Here is a 17,092-nt window from a genome sequence, read left to right on the forward strand (position 1 = left end):
ACAGTCGGGTGACGCGTGGAGTCGAACGCCTTGGGCTCTCTTGACGGAGCCTGTGGCCTTACCAGCAGATCCCTTCCTGGGTGGCGTTGCTGGCGTTGGGCATGAAACCGACCAGGTCGACGATCTGCTTGTCGCCATTGCCTTCCAGGGCCTGGGCGAAACGCGGGTCGTTGTTGCCCAGCACGATGATCTCGGCGCCGTCGATCACCTGGTCGAGGTCGTTGCACAGCAGCGACGACACGTGCGGGATCTTCGACTCGATGTAGTCGCGGTTGGCGCCGAACACCCGGGCATACTCGACGTTGGCGTCGAAGATGCGCAGCTCGTAACCCTTGCCGATCAGCATTTCGGCCAGCTCCACCAGCGGGCTTTCGCGCAGGTCGTCGCTGCCGGCCTTGAAGCTCAGCCCCAGCAGGCCGATACGGCGCTTGTTGAAACCGCTGACCAGGTCGAAGGCGTTCTGCACCTGGCTGCGGTTGCTGGACATGATCGAGGCCAGCAGCGGGTGCTCGACGTCCAGCTGGCCGGCGCGGTAGGTGAGGGCGCGCACGTCCTTGGGCAGGCACGAGCCGCCGAAGGCGAAGCCGGGGCGCAGGTAGTAGCGCGACAGATTGAGCTTGTGGTCCTGGCACACCACGTCCATCACCTCGCGTCCGTCCACCCCGGAGGCCTTGGCGATGTTGCCGATCTCGTTGGCGAAGCTCACCTTGGTGGCGTGCCACACGTTGCAGGTGTACTTGATCATCTCGGCCACTTCGATCGACTTGCGGATCACCGGGGCGTCCAGGCCCTCGTACAGCGATTGCAGGATGTCGCCCGACTGGGTGTCGAGTTCGCCGATCACGGTCATGGCCGGGAAGTCGTAGTCCTTGATGGCCGTGCTTTCACGCAGGAACTCGGGGTTGACCGCCACGCCGAAATCGACGCCGGCCTTCTTGCCCGAGGCTTGCTCGAGCAGCGGGATGACCACGTTGTTGACCGTGCCTGGCAGCACGGTGCTGCGCACCACCACGGTGTGACGGCCAGCCTTGTCGCGCAGGGCTTCGCCGATCTGGCGGCATACGGCCTCCATGTACACCAGGTCGAGGTCGCCGTTCTTCTTGCTGGGCGTGCCCACGCACAGCAGCGACAGTTCGGTGTCGAGCACGGCGCGTTGTACGTCGGTGGTGCCGTACAGGCGCCCTTGCTGCACGGCCTGTTGCAACAGCTGCTCGAGCCCCGGCTCGACGATGGGCGACTTGCCCTGGTTGATCATGTCGATCTTGGCCGGGGAGATATCCACCCCCACCACATTGTGGCCACGTGCCGAGAGGCACCCGGCGCACACGGCACCTACATATCCGAGCCCGAAAATACTGATGTTCATAGAGATCCCTTTAGCACTGTTCGCCTGAGCGAACCCTTGTGTAGTTGATAAATGTTCAGGCGGCAGGCGCAAACTGAAACGCGGCGAACGTTGATGTTCGTCGGCGGCTTATCTCTCTTTTTTTCATCCTATAGCGTTTAATTTTGGAACGGCAACACTTCATATCAAATTAACTAGAAAAAAATATAGTTTGTTTTGTGAAAGTTAAAAAACTGTTTAAAAACAATGACATATAGTTTGTAGAAAGTTCGACGTCAAAAAATTGATATGTGTATTGGGTGTGTTTTAATGGCGCCAAAAAAATGCTTCCACGAGGTTTTTACATAAATTTTAATGGTGGCAAATCGCCTTCATTTAATTAGGTAAACCGTTTCAGCTTAATGTTTTGAAAGTTGCAATCGGGCGACGGGTTAGTTGTGTTGATGAGTGCATCGCGAGCGTGAACAGCCTGTTTTATTGGCGTTGCTTTTTTTTGCATTCGCCACCGCTTGTGCTCCGCGTGGCGAGCCGGGCATAGTTTCAGTTTCATGCGTGGCCTGTGCCTGTACAGGCAGGTCTGCTCATCCAGGCAGAAGCCCAGCTGCAGTGACGATGAGCCGCGTAGGAAGCCACGTAGGAAGGCTGGGAAATTGACGTCAGCCGGATGGCGTTTACAGTTAGCTCACCCGGTCGATTTTTTGCTAAGGTGGCCGGATACAATTCACACCGTAACGCGAGGTGTCTGCTTGATCAGGGTCCTGGTGGTCGATGACCACGATTTGGTGCGTACGGGCATTACCCGCATGCTGGCCGACATCGACGGCCTGCAGGTGGTAGGGGAAGCCGATTCCGGCGAGGCAGCACTGAAACTCACCCGCGAACTCAAGCCCGACGTGGTCCTGATGGACGTCAAGATGCCCGGCATCGGTGGCCTGGAGGCGACCCGCAAGCTGCTGCGCAGCCACCCCGACATCAAGGTGGTGGCCGTGACCGTGTGCGAGGAAGACCCGTTTCCCACCCGCCTGCTGCAGGCCGGTGCGGCCGGCTACCTGACCAAGGGCGCCGGGCTGGGTGAAATGGTCCAGGCCATTCGCCTGGTGTTTGCCGGGCAGCGCTACATCAGCCCGCAGATAGCCCAGCAGCTGGCACTCAAGTCGTTCGAACCGCAGAATGCCTCGCCGTTCGACAGCCTGTCGGAGCGGGAGATCCAGATCGCCCTGATGATCGTCGGTTGCCAGAAGGTGCAGATCATTTCCGACAAGCTGTGCTTGTCGCCGAAGACGGTGAATACGTACCGTTACCGGATCTTCGAGAAACTTTCCGTTACCAGCGACGTGGAACTGACGTTGCTGGCCGTGCGCCACGGTATGGTTGACGCCAACCTCTGATATGACCCCAGCATTTGATTCAAGTGCCTTTCTGGCGACCTGCAGCGGACGTCCGGGTGTCTACCGGATGTTCGATGAAGGCGCGCGCCTGCTGTATGTAGGCAAGGCCAAAAACCTCAAGAAGCGCCTGGCGAGCTATTTTCGCAAGGCGGGCCTGGCGCCCAAGACAGCCGCGCTGGTGGCGCGCATCGCTCAGGTCGAGACCACCATTACCGCCAACGAGACCGAGGCGCTGCTGCTCGAGCAGACCCTGATCAAGGAATGGCGCCCGCCGTACAACATCCTGTTGCGCGACGACAAGTCCTACCCCTATGTGTTCCTCAGTGATGGCGACTACCCGCGCCTGGGCATCCATCGCGGGGCCAAGAAGGCCAAGGGCAGGTACTTCGGCCCTTACCCCAGTGCCGGTGCCATTCGCGAAAGCCTGAGCCTGCTGCAAAAGACCTTCTTCGTGCGCCAGTGCGAAGACAGCTATTACGCCAACCGCACCCGGCCGTGCCTGCAGTACCAGATCAAGCGCTGCAAGGCGCCGTGCGTCGGCCTGGTCGAGCCACAGGAGTACGCCGCCGACGTGCGCCACTCGGTGATGTTCCTGGAGGGGCGCAGCCACCAGTTGACCAACGAGCTCAACGAAGAGATGGAGCGCGCCGCGATGGCCCTGGAGTTCGAGCGTGCCGCCGAGCTGCGCGACCAGATCGCCTTGCTGCGTCGCGTGCAGGATCAGCAGAGCATGGAGGGCGGCAGCGGCGACGTGGATGTGGTGGCCGCCTTCGTCAACCCGGGCGGGGCGTGCGTGCACCTTATCAGCGTGCGCGGCGGGCGGGTGCTGGGCAGCAAGAACTTCTTTCCGCAGGTGGGCATCGAGGAGGACGTGGCCGAGGTCCTGTCGGCGTTCCTGGCCCAGTACTACGTGGGCAACGCCGAGCGCGAACTGCCTGCCGAGCTGATCGTCAACGTGGTGCACGAAGACTTCGAAGCCCTGTGCGCCGCCGTCGAGGCCCTGCGGGGTCGCGAGCTGACCATCAGCCATCGGGTGCGCGGCACCCGCGCGCGCTGGCAGCAACTGGCCGTGACCAACGCCGAGCAGGCGCTGATGGCGCGCCTTGCCAACCGCCAGCACATGGCCGCGCGCTTCGATGCGCTGGCCCAGGTGCTGGACCTGGATGAAACCCCGCAGCGCCTGGAGTGCTACGACATCAGTCACTCCAGCGGCGAGGCCACCGTGGCCTCCTGCGTGGTGTTCGGCCCCGAAGGCCCGATCAAGTCCGACTACCGGCGCTACAACATCGAGGGCGTGACCGCCGGCGATGACTACGCGGCCATGCACCAGGCCCTGACCCGGCGCTTCTCGCGGATCAAGGACGGCGAGGGCAAGCTGCCGGACGTGCTGCTGGTGGATGGCGGCAAGGGCCAGCTGAACATGGCCCGCGACGTGCTGCAGGAACTGGCCGTGCCCGACCTGATTCTGCTGGGCGTGGCCAAGGGCACCACGCGCAAGGCCGGTTTCGAAACCTTGTACCTCAACGATGTGGCCCACGAGTTCACCCTCAAGGGCGACTCGCCGGCGCTGCACCTGATCCAGCAGATCCGCGACGAGGCGCACCGTTTCGCCATCACCGGTCACCGCGCGCGGCGCGGCAAGACGCGGCGCACCTCGACCCTGGAAGGCGTCGCCGGGGTAGGGCCCAAGCGCCGGCGCGACCTGCTAAAACACTTTGGCGGACTGCAGGAACTGAGCCGTGCCAGCGTCGAAGAAATCGCCAAAGCACCCGGAATCAGTAAAAAGCTTGCCGAGTCGATTTATGACAGCCTGCATAGCGAGTAGAATGCCCGCTCACCTCGCAGCCAGTTGTGCCGATGAATATCCCGAATCTGCTTACCGTACTACGCGTTCTGCTCATACCGATCTTCATACTGCTGTTCTATGTGCCGTATCACTGGAGCTACATAGCCGCCAGCAGCGTGTTTGCCGTTGCCGCCGCCACCGACTGGCTGGACGGTTACCTGGCTCGTCGGTGGCAGCAGAGCACTCCGTTTGGCGCCTTCCTCGACCCGGTCGCGGACAAGCTGATGGTGGCCGTGGCCCTGGTGCTGCTGGTGCAGGTGCATGCCAACCTGTGGCTCACGCTGCCGGCGGCGGTCATCATCGGTCGCGAGATCGTGGTGTCGGCGCTGCGTGAATGGATGGCCGAGATGGGCGCACGTGCCCATGTGGCGGTGTCCAACCTGGGCAAGTGGAAGACCGCGGCGCAGATGCTGGCGCTGGTGATCCTGCTGGGCAACCCGCCGGTGTGGGGGTTCTGGGTAGGCCTGGGTTATGCGCTGCTGCTGGTGGCGGCGGGGCTGACCCTGTGGTCGATGGTGCACTACCTGCGTGCAGCCTGGCCGCACCTGCGTGAAGGCTCTGAAATAAAATAAACTTTTTTGAATCAAGGGGTTGACGGCGTTTTTAAAATCGCTAGAATGGCCCCCATCAACACGACGCGGGAATAGCTCAGTTGGTAGAGCACGACCTTGCCAAGGTCGGGGTCGCGAGTTCGAGTCTCGTTTCCCGCTCCAGTATTTGGAGCTACAGATCGAAAGGTCTGTAATTCGTCAGAAAGAAGGGCCACTGAAAAGTGGCCCTTTTTTCGTTGCGCAACAATCCTCTTCGAATACGCAAGACAGGACGGCTTCAACCGTCCAGGGCCTGCTGTGTGTTCAGCACGGTCTCCAGGCGCGTTTGCACCTGGCGTACTTTCCGGGCCAGCTGCGGCGTGATGTGCGACCCCGCAAGCTGGCATTCCAGTTCGGCGCACAAGGTGGCCAGGGTGAACGCCTGAACCGAGCACAGGGCGCCGCCCAGGCTGTGCAGTACCTGCGCCAGGACGCCGGCATCGGCGTTGTCCAGTGCGACGTGGATCTTGCGCAGGTCGTCGCGCATCGAGGTGATGAACAGTTTTCGCATCGCAGCCGGAACGTGGACGGTGTCGACGTCGCTCGATGGTGTGGTGGCGGCGTCGTCGACCTCGGTGAAGGGCTGCGGCAGAACCAGCTCGCAGTGCTGCAACAGCTGAGTGCGCAAGGTGTGCAGGTTCAGGGGCTTGACCATCCAGGCGTTCATGCCCACGGCCGCGCAGCGCTCGCCTTCATCGCGCATGGCGTTGGCTGTGATGCCGATCACGGGCAGGTCGGCATCCTGCTGGCGCAATGCCTGGGTCAGCTCATAGCCATTGATAACCGGCATGTTGACGTCGGTGAGCACCAGGTCGTACGCCCCGGGCGCCCAGAGTGCCAGTGCCTGCTCACCGTTGAACGCCACCGTGACCACGCAGCCCAGGGCTTCGAGTTGCTCCTTGATGATCGCCTGATTGATGGGGTTGTCTTCGGCTACCAGAATCCGCAGGTCCAGTGGCTGGCGGGTGCCCGCTGGCCAGGCGCTGTGCTGCGTGTCGTGACCGCCGTGCGCCAGGCCCACCGCCCTGGCGATCGCGCGAACGTCGTAGGCATCGACCTCCCAGCCATCAGCGCCGTGGTCGGGTGGGTTGGGCCCGCCCGGTACGGCGTTGATCCGGGGGCCAGCCCACGCTTGACCGGACGCGAGCATGTCCACCAACAGTGTCGCGTCGTTGCCCGAACCCATGTCGCTGGCCAGCGGACGGGCGTCTACCCCCAGCCGAACGAGCCAGGCGCAAAGGTGCCGGGCCAGTTCCGGGACGGGCGCGCGCACGTACACAGGGGCGGTGGATGGCTCGAATTCAGGACAGTCGGTGAGTGCGCCGGGCGCGCGGGGCAGCTTCAACTGCAGGGTGAAACTGCTGCCCAGCCCGATTGCACTGACCACGTCGAGCTGGCCGTCCATCAGTTCGCAGAGCCGGCGGCAGATGGACAGGCCCAGGCCTGCACCGGCCTCGCTGCTGGCGTCGCGCACCTGATAGAACGGGTCGAACAGATGCACCTGCTGGGCCTGGGAAATACCCAGTCCCGAATCGCTGACCTGCCACTGCAACTGGCTGTATTCGCTGTCCTGTTCCACGACCCGAGCCCGCAGCACCACCCGGCCGCTGTCGGTGAACTTGATGGCATTGCTCAGCAGGTTGTTGAGGATCTGGCGAATGCGCAACGGATCGCCGCGCAGCCGGTCGGGCAGGTCGGCATCGATGCAGGCATACAGTTGCAAGCCTTTGGCCTGGGCGTATGCACTGTAGGTGCCGAGTGTGGCCTCGATCATCTCCAGAGGGCAGAAGTCCAGATCGTCGATGGTCATCTGTCCGGATTCGATCTTCGACACATCCAGCACGTCGCTGATCAGCTGGAACAGGGTGGCCGATGATCGCTGGATGGTCTGCAGGTAGTGCTGCTGGCGCGGGTCGAGCGCGGTCAGCCCCATCAGCTCCAGGGTGCCCAGTACGCCGTACAGCGGTGTGCGGATCTCATGGCTCATGGTGGCCAGGAAACGTGTCTTGGCTTCATTGGCGGAATCGGCGGCCAAGCGCGCCTGTTCAAGGCTGGCGGCATCTTCGACAAGCCGGGTAACGTCATGAAAGGCACACAGCCAGGCGTTTTCGCCGTGGTAGCGGGTAGGCACAAGGCTCACGTGCCAATGGCGGCCTTCAACCTGCAGATCGGTTGAGCCCCGCTCGGGCAGGTCGTGCTGTCGACGCAGGGCGCCGATCAGCGTGGCGCTGCCGTGGGACTGCTGGGCGTGCTGGTTTTCCAGCAGCACCGCGTAGTCGCTGCAACGCAGCACGCACAGACCGGCTGGCGCCGTGTCGATGACGGCTCGACTGAAAGCCTCGCTCTCGGCGATGTCTTCAAGTGCACGGTGGGCAGGCAACACCACATGCTTGCGATACCAGTGATTGAACGCCCAGCCGCCGCCCAATCCGGCCAGCATCAGTGCAACCAGCCCCAGCAGCGGCCAGAAGGCATAGTCCACAAAGCTGTTGAAACCGATCACATAGATGCCGGTCCAGGGCTGCTCGCCCGGGCTTGTCACACGGAACACCAGCCCGTCAGCGTTCAGGTTCAGGCCTTCATGCAGCACCCGATCGGGCTTGAACTCGCCCACCAATGCCTCGCGGGTGGGGGCGATCAGGCTGAAGTGATCGTAGATCGACCACTGCATGATGCGTTCGATGTTGTTGACCTGATCCAGCGTGAACATGGACGCCACCACCACCGAGGGGCTGGCCCCTGAAATGTGCAGCCGGGTTGCCGACAGGTCGATGTCGACATACCCCAGCACAGTGGCAGGGGCATCGGGGCCTGCGTCATAGGGCACCCACTGCACCTGGTGGTCCTGCGGCGCGTGGTCGTGCAGGCTCTTGCCCACCTGGCGCACCACACGATCGAAGTCCTCTTGTCGGGGCCGACCCGTGCCGCGCAGGCGCCCCATGGCCGGTACGCTGATATCGAAGTTGTCCGGCAGGTTGAACAGCAGCACCTGGGGCGATTGATAGTGCGAAGCCGACCAGAATGCACTGTAGTAGTTGGCCAGGTTCGCCCCCAGGGTAGAGACGCTGGCGTGTTGCGAGGCTGCGATCCTGGCCGGGTTGATCTTCACGCTGAACGGCAGGGAGAAGGCGTATTCGATTTCTTCATAGACCGCACCGGTGGCATCGGACGAAGACCGTTGCACCACCACCGGCACACTGGAGGCGCCCAGCAGTTGGCCTTCGGCGCTTTTGCGCGACACGGCGCTGAGAAAGGCTTCCTGCTCGCGGATGTTTTCCATCAGGCGGGCGAAGTGAAACTTCACCGTGTCTTCCTGCTTCTGCAGCACGCGATTCACGCCCCAGTAGCATAAGCCAGTCAACAGCAGCGCCAGGCCCAGGAGCACGGCAAGCCCCATGTTCAGGCGCAGTGAACTGCTGGCCAGCCTGTCCAGGCGGGTGTAGCGGTGATTCATCGTGCAATCCCGTCAGTGATGAGGCGCGTCCAGACCCAGTCTATACAAGAGCTGGAGTGCTTGCCGGATCATCCCGGGTGCCACACCCCGTGCGGCCCTAGCCCTGCGGTAGCGTTCGGGTGCGGTTTTCAGCCACGAGCCGCCATACGATCATCAGGCCGGCAAGCCCCAGCCAAGGCAGCAGCAGCGCATTCAGCACCTGCCAGCCAAACACGTCGAGCAGGCCGCCGGCGCCAAACGAGCACGTCAATCCCACCGCAAAGATCGCCATGTCGTTGGTCGCCTGGGCCCGGCTCTTTTCCGCCGGGCTGTAGGTTGTGGTCAGCAAGGCCGTGCCGCCGATGAACAGGAAATTCCAGCCCACACCCAGCAGAACCAGAGCACTGGCAAAGGCATTGAAGCCCGTGCCGAACCAGGTGGTCAGAACGTGCAAGGCCAGCAGCATCACGCCCAGCAGCATCACCCACGCCGCACCCAGCCGGGAAATCAGGGCGCCGGTGAAGAACGAGGGCAGGAACATGCCCATCACGTGCAACTGGATGACGGTGGCGGCCGTGGCCAGCGGATGGTGATGGTGGAGCATCGCCAGCGGAGTCGCCGTCATCGCCAGTATCATCACGCCATAGCCGGTCACCGCGCCGAACAGGGCTACCAGGTAGGTCGGCTGCAGGACGATCCGGGCCCATGGCCGGCCCTTGTCCAGGGCCGCCGCCGGTGGTTCGGTGGCAGGCATATCCAGAAACAGCAGCACGCCCAGCCCCAACACGGCGGCGACGGTCAGCAGAACAAATGACCCGAAGTACTGCGGGCCTATCCACTGGCCTCCGAACCGCGCCAACGCCGGCCCCAGCAGTGCAGCGACTATGCCACCTGCCAGCACCAGCGAGATGGCCTTGGGGCGCAAGCTCTCGTCCGCGACCTCGCTTGCGGCAAAACGGTAGAACTGGGCAAAGGCCTGATAGGTGCCGACCAGGAAGGTGCCCAGTGCGAGCAGGGCCAGGGAGCCGAACCAGATACCGGCGGCAGCGACCATGCCGCCGGTCACGCCCAGCGCCGCGCCAAGTACAAAGCCGGCCCTGCGCCCGGCGTTTGCCATGAATGACGAGGCCGGAAACATCGCCAGTGCGGTGCCCAGGAACATGCTGGCGATAGGCAATGTGGCCATGTCGGCGCGGTGGGTCAACTGGGCGCCTGCCAGTGCGCCGATGGTCATTACCAGAACCGAAACCGTCTGGAACAAGGCCTGTGCACTTGCCAGAATGCCGACCTGCCTGTGCATGTGTGTGTTTTTCATCTTGCGTGCAGCCTCTGTCTTGCCTGGGTGAAATCGAGGCTGGAAGTATGAAAATCGCAGGTCTATTATTCAAACGAATAATATCGTCACTTAACCTCAGTAAATTTAATGGACAGAATCCCGATCGATGTTCGCCACCTGCAAACGCTGGTGGCCCTGCGCGACAGTGGTAGCGTCTCCCGCGCCGCGTCCTGGATGCGACTGACCCAAGGCGCCTTGTCCCATCACATCAAGGCGCTGGAGGAGTTTTTCGGCACCCCATTGTTCGTTCGCAAGTCTTCCCCGGTGGTCTTTACGCCGGCTGGCAAGCGGCTGCTGGAAGCCGCCGACAAAGTGGTGCCCATTCTTAATCAGACCACGCGTGACCTGCTGCAGATGGCCGAAGGCACCGGCGGTACCTTGCGTATCGCCGTCGAATGCCACACCTGTTTTGACTGGCTCATGCCCGCAGTCGATGCCTTTAGAGCACGCTGGCCTGAGGTGGAAGTGGACCTGGTATCGGGTTATCACGACGATCCCGTTGGCCTGCTGCATCAGCGCACCGCCGATCTTGCACTGGTGTCCTGCTCCGAAAGGGACGAGGAAGGGGTCGATTTTCACGGGCTGTTTCGCTATCCGCTGGTGGCACTGGTTGCCAATGACCACCCCTTGGCCCTGCGCGAGTTCTTGACGGCCGAGGACTTTATCGACGAAACCCTGGTGACCTATCCGATCGAGGAAGACGCGCTGGACATTGTCCGCTCATTGTTGCGGCCCGCGGGGATCAAGCCTGTGCGCCGCACCGCCGAGCTGACTGTCGCGATCCTGATGCTGGTGGCAGCGCGGCGCGGCATTGCGGTGCTGCCACGCTGGGCCGTGCAGACCTACCTCCAGCGTCAGTACGTGACGGCCAGGCCCATCACCCGCGAGGGGCTTATCTCGGATATCTGGGCTGCCACCTTGCCGGCAGACAGCCAGAAACCCTATGTCGTCGAGTTCCTGGCGCTGCTGCGCGAAACCACGGTGGCGGCGATTCCGGATGTCGAGCTGATGGGCTGATCGGGCACCCAGTCACGCACTACGCCCCGTTGCCTGCCTCTTCCTTCAGCCACGCAATGAACTGCCGGGCCATGTCGCTGATCTGCTTGTGCGGCTTGGTCAGCAGGTAATACGCCAGCTGATGCGGCATCACCAGCTCGGGGAAGGGCATCACCAGTTCGCCGCTGCGCACCGCCCGTTCGGTCAGCTCGATCGCACACAGGGCGACACCATGCCCCTCGATCGCCAGCTGCGCGAGCACATTGGAGTCGGTGACCACGTGCCCGCTGCGCACCTCCAGCCCTGGCGTGGGGTACAGCGCCTGCCAGGCTTCCCAGTCGTGATGATGCCGGTCATGCAGCAGCGGGTGACGCGCCAGGTCGGCCGGTACCCGCAGCGCGTCGGGCCCTTCGAGCAATGCGGGCGAGCAGATAGGCACGTAGTTCAGGCCCATCAGAAACTGCGTCTCGAAACCCGGCCAGTCGGCCGTGCCCCACTTGATCGCCAGCTCCACCTCGTCGGGAAACTCGACGCGCTGGGTGCTCAGCAGTTGCTGGATGCGCAGCGCGGGGAAGCGCTGGGTGAAATGCTTCAGGCGCGGGGTCAGCCAGAACGCGCTCATCACCGGCTCGGCCTCGATGTGCAGCACCGACGGTGCGGCCTTGCGCGCGCATTTCTCGAAGGCGGCCACCAGCTGGTCGAAGGGGGCGCGAATATCGTCCAGCAGCGCGGCGCCGGCCCTGGTCAGGGCCACGGTACGGGTCGAACGCACGAACAGCGTCACCCCCAATGCCTCCTCCAGCTTGACCACCTGCTGGCTGATGGCCGACTGCGACAGGTGCAGCGCGGTGGCGGCACGGGTGAAGCTGCCGTGCTCGGCAACGGTCTTGAAGGCCAGCAGCAGGGTCATGTGCGGCAGGCGGGTCAGGGCGAATTTATTCATAAGACTTCGTTATTAGTCCATTACCAAATCGCGATTCTCTCGGCGCTGGGCACCAGCTTACATTAGCCGCCGAGCCCGCCAATACGGGGGTCTATCCAATAATTACAACAGTTGGGACTCACTATGCAGCAGAACACCCAGAAAGACCTGACGCTGATTTTCACCAGCATCGTGGTGATATCGCTGACGGTCATCGGTTTGATGATGTTCCCCGATCAGGCCAAGGTACTGGCCGATCAGCTCTTCACCCGTGCCACCACCACCTTCGGCGTGCTGGTCCAGGTACTGGGCTTTGCCTGCGTGGTGCTGGTGATCGGCCTGGGCATGAGCAAGTACGGCAACATCCGCCTGGGCGAGGGCAAGCCCGAGTACAGGAACACCAGCTGGATCTTCATGTTCATCTGCGCCGGCCTCGGCTCGGCGACCATGTACTGGGCGTTCATGGAATGGGCCTACTACTACCTCACCCCGGGCCTGAACATCACCGCCGCCAGCAAGCAGGCGCTGGAGATGAGCATCGCCTACTCGTTCTTCCACTGGGGCGTGACCCCGTGGGCCATCTACGGCATCGCCTCGCTGGCGATGGCGTATCACTTCCATGTGCGCAAGAACAAAGGCTTGAGCCTGGCGGGCATCATCGAGTCGATCACCGGCTACAAGGCCCACGGCCCGGTCGGGCGGGTCATCGACCTGATCTTCCTGTTCGCCACCTTCGGCGGGCTGGTGCTGACCACCACCCTGACCACCTCCACCGTGGCCAAGGGGCTGTCGGACCTCACCGGGCTTGCCGACGGCTTCATGCTCAAGGCGTCGCTGGTGATCCTGGTGACACTGGTGTTCTCGCTCAGCTCCTACATCGGCATCAGCTCCGGCATGCAGCGCCTGGCAAAACTGGCCTGCGGCATGACCATGCTGTTCGCCCTGGTCGTGCTGCTGCTGGGGCCCACCCAGTTCAGCGTCAGCAACATCGCCAACGCCATCGGCCTGACCCTGCAGAACTTCATCCACATGAGCCTGTTCACCGACCCTACCGGGGACGGCGGCTTCTCCCGTGACTGGACCGTGTTCTACTGGCTGTACTGGATCACCTACACGCCGGGCGTGGCAATTTTCGTCACCCGCGTCTCCAAGGGCCGCACGATTCGCGAGGTGGTACTGGCGATGATCCTGGGCGGCTGCGGCGGTTGCTGGTTCTTCTTCGGCAGCCTGCAGAGCTTTGCCATTCACCAGTTCGTCACCGATGTGGTCAATGCCCCGGCCATGCTCAGCGGTGCCGGCGGCGAAGCGGCGGTGTCGATGCTGCTCGCCAGCCTGCCGTTCGGCAAACTGCTGTCGGTGGTGTACTTCCTGCTCATGCTGGTGTTCCTGGCCTCGCACCTGGACGCCGTGGCCTACACCGTGGCCGCCACCAGCACCCGCAACCTGCGTGAAGGCCAGGACCCGTCGCCGAGCCTGCGCCTGTTCTGGTGCCTGATGCTGGCCGTGCTGCCGCTGGCGATGCTGTACATCAATGCCTCGCTCAACACCCTCAAGACTGCCGTGATCCTCACCGCCATCCCGTTCATCTTCATCCTCATGGTGAAGATCTGGGGGCTGCTGAAGTGGCTGCGCGAAGACTACGCGGCAATGCCCGCACACCTGATCGAAGCGCAGTCCGCCCGCCTGGCCCAGGGCACTGCATGCGACACCGAACAGGCCCCTCGCCAAGCTCGCCAGGGCGCCCCGAAAACTCTGGAAAACCTGCAATGAAAATAGTCGATGTAGAAGCGATCTGGTTGCGCGTGCCTGCGCTCGACCAGCCCTGCGAGTGGGGTGAGGATGCGTTGATCGTGCGCATCTACACCGACAGCGGCCTGCTGGGCATCGGTGAAACCGACAGCTCGCCGGCCGTGGTCAAGGCCCTGATCGAAACCCCGGCATCCCATGAAACCTGCCAGGGGCTGCGCGACATCCTGGTCGGCGAGAACCCGCTGGAAATCGACCGGCTGTGGAAGAAGATGTACCGCCACTGCGAATACATGGGCCGGCGCGGCGTGGCCATCCATGCCATCAGCGCGCTCGACATCGCCCTGTGGGACATCGCCGGGCAGCACTACGGCGTGCCGGTGCACACCCTGCTCGGCGGCAAGTACCGTGAGCGCATCGCCGCCTACGGCACCTTCATCCCGCGGCCCGACGAGGCCGGCAACCGCGAGCGGGTACGCGGCCTGCTGGCCCAGGGCCTGCGCAGCATCAAGCTCGGCGGCGCAGGTTTTGGCGAAGACCTGCCCAGGGACAAGGCATTGCTGCAACTGGTGCGCGAGGAGATCGGCGATGACGTGCAACTGCAGATCGACCTGGTGGGGCGCTGGCGCAACTACTCCCACGCGCTGGTGCAATGCGATGCACTGCGCCAGTTCAACCTCAACTGGATCGAGGAACCCTTGCCTTCGGACGACACCCGCGGCCTGGCGTACCTGGCCGAGCGCTCCGGGCTGCGCGTATCCGGCGGCGAGGGGCTGGCCACGCGGCACGAGTTCCGTCACTTTCTGGAGGCTTCGCGCCCGGCAATCATCCAGCCCGACATCACCCGCTGCGGCGGCATCAGCGAGATGCGCCACATCTATGAACTGGCGCAACTGCACGGCGCGCAACTGGTGCCCCACGGCTTCAGCACCGGCATCCTGCTGGCAGCCACCGTGCACTTTCTGGCGGCCAGCGAGTTTGGCGAGTTGATCGAATACTCGCAAAGCGACAGCCCGTTGTTCCGTGGCCTGGTGAGCAACCTGCTGGCACTGGAGGACGGCCATGTGCGCGTGCCCGACAGCCCAGGCCTTGGCGTGATACTGGACGAGGCGATGATCGAGCGTTATCGCGTTCGCACCTAGAGGCGGGAGGCCCCCATGCACAACCAGATCATCGACCGGGTCGAGGTGTTCGTGTGCGCGCCGCCGCTGCGCGGCTCCACCTGGACCCCGGAGCAACCGGCGCCGTGCACCACGCACACCTTCATCCGCATCAGCACCTGCGACGGCATCGTCGGCGTGGCGGCTACCGATTCGTACACCACGCACCACCCCGACGCGGTACTGGCCGAGACGCTGCGCGACATGATCCCCGACCTGCTCGGGCGCTCGGCACTGCAGCGCGAAGGGCTGTGGATGCACTTCAAGCCCAGGGCCTATGCGCGCTCGGCCCAGGCCCAGGCGCTGATCGACGTGGCGCTGTGGGACATCGCGGCGCAGGCGGCGGGCCTGCCCCTGTTCAGGCTGCTGGGCGGCTACCGCGAGCGCATCGACGCCTACGCCAGCACGCCGGTGCTGGCCACGCCGCAGGCCTATGTGGACGCCGTGCAGCAACTGGTCGAGGCGGGCTTTGCGGCCATCAAGTTCCATTGCTGGTGCGACCCGGCGCGCGACCTGCAACTGCTCGAGCAGGTTCAGCGGGCCCACGGCGACAAGGGCCTGGCGCTGATGCTGGACGTGGAGCAGCGCTACGACCTGGACGCCGCGCTCAAGGTCGGGCGGGTGCTGGGCGAACTGGGCTACGCCTGGTTCGAGGCGCCGCTGGACGACTACGACCTGGCCGGGTACCGGCACTTGAGCGCGCGGCTGCAGGTGCCGGTGCTGGCCGCCGGCAACGCCATCACCGACAGCCAGCTGGTGGCGTTTGCCGCCAGCCAGCAGTGCTGGAGCCGTGTGCGGGTGGATGTGATGACCTGCGGCGGCATCACCCCCGCGCTGAAGATCATCCACCACGCTGCGGCCAGCGGGCTCAAGGTCGAACTGCAGAGCTGGGGGCATTCGCTGGCGCAGGCGGCCAACCTGCACCTGATGCTGGGGCAGCCGGTGTGCAGCTACTTCGAACAGGCGTGCGAGGTCGAGCTGTTCGAGTTCGCCACCGCCAACCCGATCCGCACCAACGCGCAAGGGCAGGTGACGGTGTCGCAGCAACCGGGCCTGGGCCTGCAGATCGACTGGGAGCAGATCGGGCGCGTTGCCCAGTTGCAGCTGAGCGTCGGCCGCCAGGCGGGCGCTGCGTAACTGCCGTGGTGCCGGTTTTGCAGTCATGGCGCGGGCAGCGTACGCTGCCTTGCTGCAAGGTTGGAGAAAGCTACACAGCCTAAGATTTGGTACGTGCAGTTGTGCACTGGCGACAACCCGCCCGGTGCGCAACTGCCAAGTCATACCAAAAACAATAACAGGCGACCGCCATGACGTTTTTCCTGCGCAGTATCTGCTCGATTGCTTGCTCCCTGTTCGCCACTTCGTTGCTGGCGGCGCCGCCGTCTTCGCCCGAGTGCATCGTGCCCGGTTCATCGGGTGGCGGTGGGGACCTGATGTGCCAATTGATAAAGACAGCCCTGGCCCAGAACAAGGTGTTCGACCAGCCCATGCAGATCACCTACATGCCCGGTGGGGTCGGGGCGGTGACCTACAACACCATCATCGCGCAACGGCCGGCAGAGCCGGGCACCCTGATCGCATGGTCCAGCGGGTCGCTGCTCAACCTTGCTCAGGGCAAGTTCGGGCGCTTCGACGAGGGCGCGGTACGCTGGGTCGCCGCCCTGGGCAAAAGCTATGGCGCCATCGCGGTAAGAAGCGACTCCCCGTACAAGAACCTCGACGACCTGGTCAAGGCGCTGAAGCAGCAGCCGCGCAAGGTGCTGTTCGGCTCCGGCGGCACTGCCGGCGGGCAGGACTGGGTGCAGGCCGCGTTGCTCGCCAAGGCCGCGGGTATCGATATTGGCGAATTGCGCTACATCGCCCTGGAAAGCGGCGGCGAAAGCGCCACGGCGTTGCTGGGCGGTTACATCGAAGTCAGCAGTACCGATGCGTTCGAGGTCATCACCCACCTGCAGCGCGGCGAGATGCGCCTGCTGGCCGTACTCTCGGAAGAACGCCTGGGCGGTGAGCTCAAGGACGTACCCACCGCCAGGGAACAGGGCTACGACATCGTCTGCCCGGTGGTCAGGGGCTTCTATCTGGGGCCCGGGGTCAGCGACGAGGACTACGCCTGGTGGAAGCACACCTTCGACCAGCTACTGGCCTCGGAACAGTTCGCCCAGCTTCGCAGCGGCTTCAGGCTGCTGCCGTTCGCCCTGACCGGTGATCAATTGCGCACCTACGTCAAGCAGCAGGTGGCCGGGTACAAGACCCTGATCGACGACCTTCGCAGGGGCCAGTGAGGCGGGTGCCCGAAACAGCTGCCATCTGTCGAGATACGTGCCTTGGCA

The 17,092-nt window shown here is 63.5% G+C and carries 12 protein-coding genes and 1 tRNA gene; 9 read left to right on the top strand and 4 right to left on the bottom strand.

The window, feature by feature from the left end; all coding sequences use genetic code 11:
- Positions 1 to 58 precede the first annotated feature (58 nt).
- On the bottom strand, positions 59 to 1,366 hold the full coding sequence (locus FW760_RS00740; RefSeq protein ID WP_043860264.1) for a nucleotide sugar dehydrogenase: 1,308 nt from the start codon (positions 1,364 to 1,366) through the stop codon (positions 59 to 61).
- A 725-nt stretch (positions 1,367 to 2,091) separates the two neighbouring features.
- Here FW760_RS00740 and gacA point away from each other — a divergent pair.
- From gacA to FW760_RS00760, 4 genes are all read left to right on the top strand, one after another.
- Positions 2,092 to 2,733 (top strand): response regulator transcription factor GacA, encoded by a 642-nt coding sequence (gene gacA, locus FW760_RS00745; RefSeq protein WP_043860265.1) that lies wholly within the window; start codon positions 2,092 to 2,094, stop codon positions 2,731 to 2,733.
- A gap of 1 nt (position 2,734) precedes the next feature.
- Positions 2,735 to 4,558, top strand: a complete 1,824-nt coding sequence (uvrC, locus tag FW760_RS00750) for an excinuclease ABC subunit UvrC (RefSeq protein ID WP_043860266.1) — start codon at positions 2,735 to 2,737, stop codon at positions 4,556 to 4,558.
- A gap of 32 nt (positions 4,559 to 4,590) precedes the next feature.
- Positions 4,591 to 5,151 carry a CDP-diacylglycerol--glycerol-3-phosphate 3-phosphatidyltransferase gene (pgsA, locus tag FW760_RS00755; protein WP_043860267.1) on the top strand — a complete coding sequence of 187 codons (561 nt, stop codon included), beginning with the start codon at positions 4,591 to 4,593 and terminating at the stop codon, positions 5,149 to 5,151.
- A 65-nt stretch (positions 5,152 to 5,216) separates the two neighbouring features.
- Positions 5,217 to 5,292 (top strand) — tRNA-Gly (locus FW760_RS00760).
- A 115-nt stretch (positions 5,293 to 5,407) separates the two neighbouring features.
- Here FW760_RS00760 and FW760_RS00765 read toward each other — a convergent pair.
- Together FW760_RS00765 and FW760_RS00770 are read right to left on the bottom strand one after the other, a co-directional pair.
- Entirely contained in the window at positions 5,408 to 8,623 is a 3,216-nt protein-coding gene (locus FW760_RS00765; RefSeq protein WP_446443485.1) for a response regulator, read from the bottom strand.
- Between the two features lie 97 nt (positions 8,624 to 8,720).
- Positions 8,721 to 9,917: an MFS transporter gene (locus FW760_RS00770; protein ID WP_446443486.1), complete on the bottom strand. Its 1,197-nt coding sequence runs from the start codon at positions 9,915 to 9,917 to the stop codon at positions 8,721 to 8,723.
- 108 nt (positions 9,918 to 10,025) lie between these two features.
- Here FW760_RS00770 and FW760_RS00775 point away from each other — a divergent pair, with 108 nt between their 5' ends.
- Complete coding sequence (locus tag FW760_RS00775) at positions 10,026 to 10,955, top strand: LysR family transcriptional regulator (RefSeq protein WP_054916486.1); 930 nt, start codon at positions 10,026 to 10,028, stop codon at positions 10,953 to 10,955.
- Between the two features lie 19 nt (positions 10,956 to 10,974).
- Here the strand turns inward: FW760_RS00775 and FW760_RS00780 are convergent, their stop codons facing one another.
- A complete protein-coding gene (locus FW760_RS00780; protein ID WP_078481055.1) occupies positions 10,975 to 11,877 on the bottom strand; it encodes a LysR substrate-binding domain-containing protein in 903 nt (300 codons plus the stop codon).
- 123 nt (positions 11,878 to 12,000) lie between these two features.
- On the opposite strand from FW760_RS00780, the gene FW760_RS00785 reads away from it, so the two are divergent.
- The 4 genes from FW760_RS00785 to FW760_RS00800 all read left to right on the top strand — a co-directional run bounded on the left by FW760_RS00785 (position 12,001) and on the right by FW760_RS00800 (position 17,044).
- Positions 12,001 to 13,626 (top strand): BCCT family transporter, encoded by a 1,626-nt coding sequence (locus tag FW760_RS00785; RefSeq protein ID WP_100632495.1) that lies wholly within the window; start codon positions 12,001 to 12,003, stop codon positions 13,624 to 13,626.
- Entirely contained in the window at positions 13,623 to 14,744 is a 1,122-nt protein-coding gene (locus FW760_RS00790; protein ID WP_043860271.1) for a mandelate racemase/muconate lactonizing enzyme family protein, read from the top strand. Before FW760_RS00785 ends, FW760_RS00790 begins: the two co-directional genes overlap by 4 nt.
- A gap of 15 nt (positions 14,745 to 14,759) precedes the next feature.
- Positions 14,760 to 15,899 carry a mandelate racemase/muconate lactonizing enzyme family protein gene (locus FW760_RS00795; RefSeq protein ID WP_213607311.1) on the top strand — a complete coding sequence of 380 codons (1,140 nt, stop codon included), beginning with the start codon at positions 14,760 to 14,762 and terminating at the stop codon, positions 15,897 to 15,899.
- 170 nt (positions 15,900 to 16,069) lie between these two features.
- Positions 16,070 to 17,044, top strand: coding sequence for a Bug family tripartite tricarboxylate transporter substrate binding protein (locus FW760_RS00800; protein ID WP_078481051.1), 975 nt, complete (start codon positions 16,070 to 16,072; stop codon positions 17,042 to 17,044).
- The last annotated feature ends 48 nt before the right edge of the window (positions 17,045 to 17,092 follow it).

The organism is Pseudomonas sp. 1176_21, assembly GCF_052850635.1.

Bases quoted from the DNA above. Each gene is read 5' to 3' on its own strand.
- FW760_RS00740 (WP_043860264.1), bottom strand. From the start codon at position 1,366: ATGAACATCAGTATTTTCGGGCTCGGATATGTAGGTGCCGTGTGCGCC.
- uvrC (WP_043860266.1), top strand. From the start codon at position 2,735: ATGACCCCAGCATTTGATTCAAGTGCCTTTCTGGCGACCTGCAGCGGA.
- pgsA (WP_043860267.1), top strand. From the start codon at position 4,591: ATGAATATCCCGAATCTGCTTACCGTACTACGCGTTCTGCTCATACCG.
- FW760_RS00765 (WP_446443485.1), bottom strand. From the start codon at position 8,623: ATGAATCACCGCTACACCCGCCTGGACAGGCTGGCCAGCAGTTCACTG.
- FW760_RS00770 (WP_446443486.1), bottom strand. From the start codon at position 9,917: ATGAAAAACACACACATGCACAGGCAGGTCGGCATTCTGGCAAGTGCA.
- FW760_RS00775 (WP_054916486.1), top strand. From the start codon at position 10,026: ATGGACAGAATCCCGATCGATGTTCGCCACCTGCAAACGCTGGTGGCC.
- FW760_RS00780 (WP_078481055.1), bottom strand. From the start codon at position 11,877: ATGAATAAATTCGCCCTGACCCGCCTGCCGCACATGACCCTGCTGCTG.
- FW760_RS00785 (WP_100632495.1), top strand. From the start codon at position 12,001: ATGCAGCAGAACACCCAGAAAGACCTGACGCTGATTTTCACCAGCATC.
- FW760_RS00790 (WP_043860271.1), top strand. From the start codon at position 13,623: ATGAAAATAGTCGATGTAGAAGCGATCTGGTTGCGCGTGCCTGCGCTC.
- FW760_RS00795 (WP_213607311.1), top strand. From the start codon at position 14,760: ATGCACAACCAGATCATCGACCGGGTCGAGGTGTTCGTGTGCGCGCCG.
- FW760_RS00800 (WP_078481051.1), top strand. From the start codon at position 16,070: ATGACGTTTTTCCTGCGCAGTATCTGCTCGATTGCTTGCTCCCTGTTC.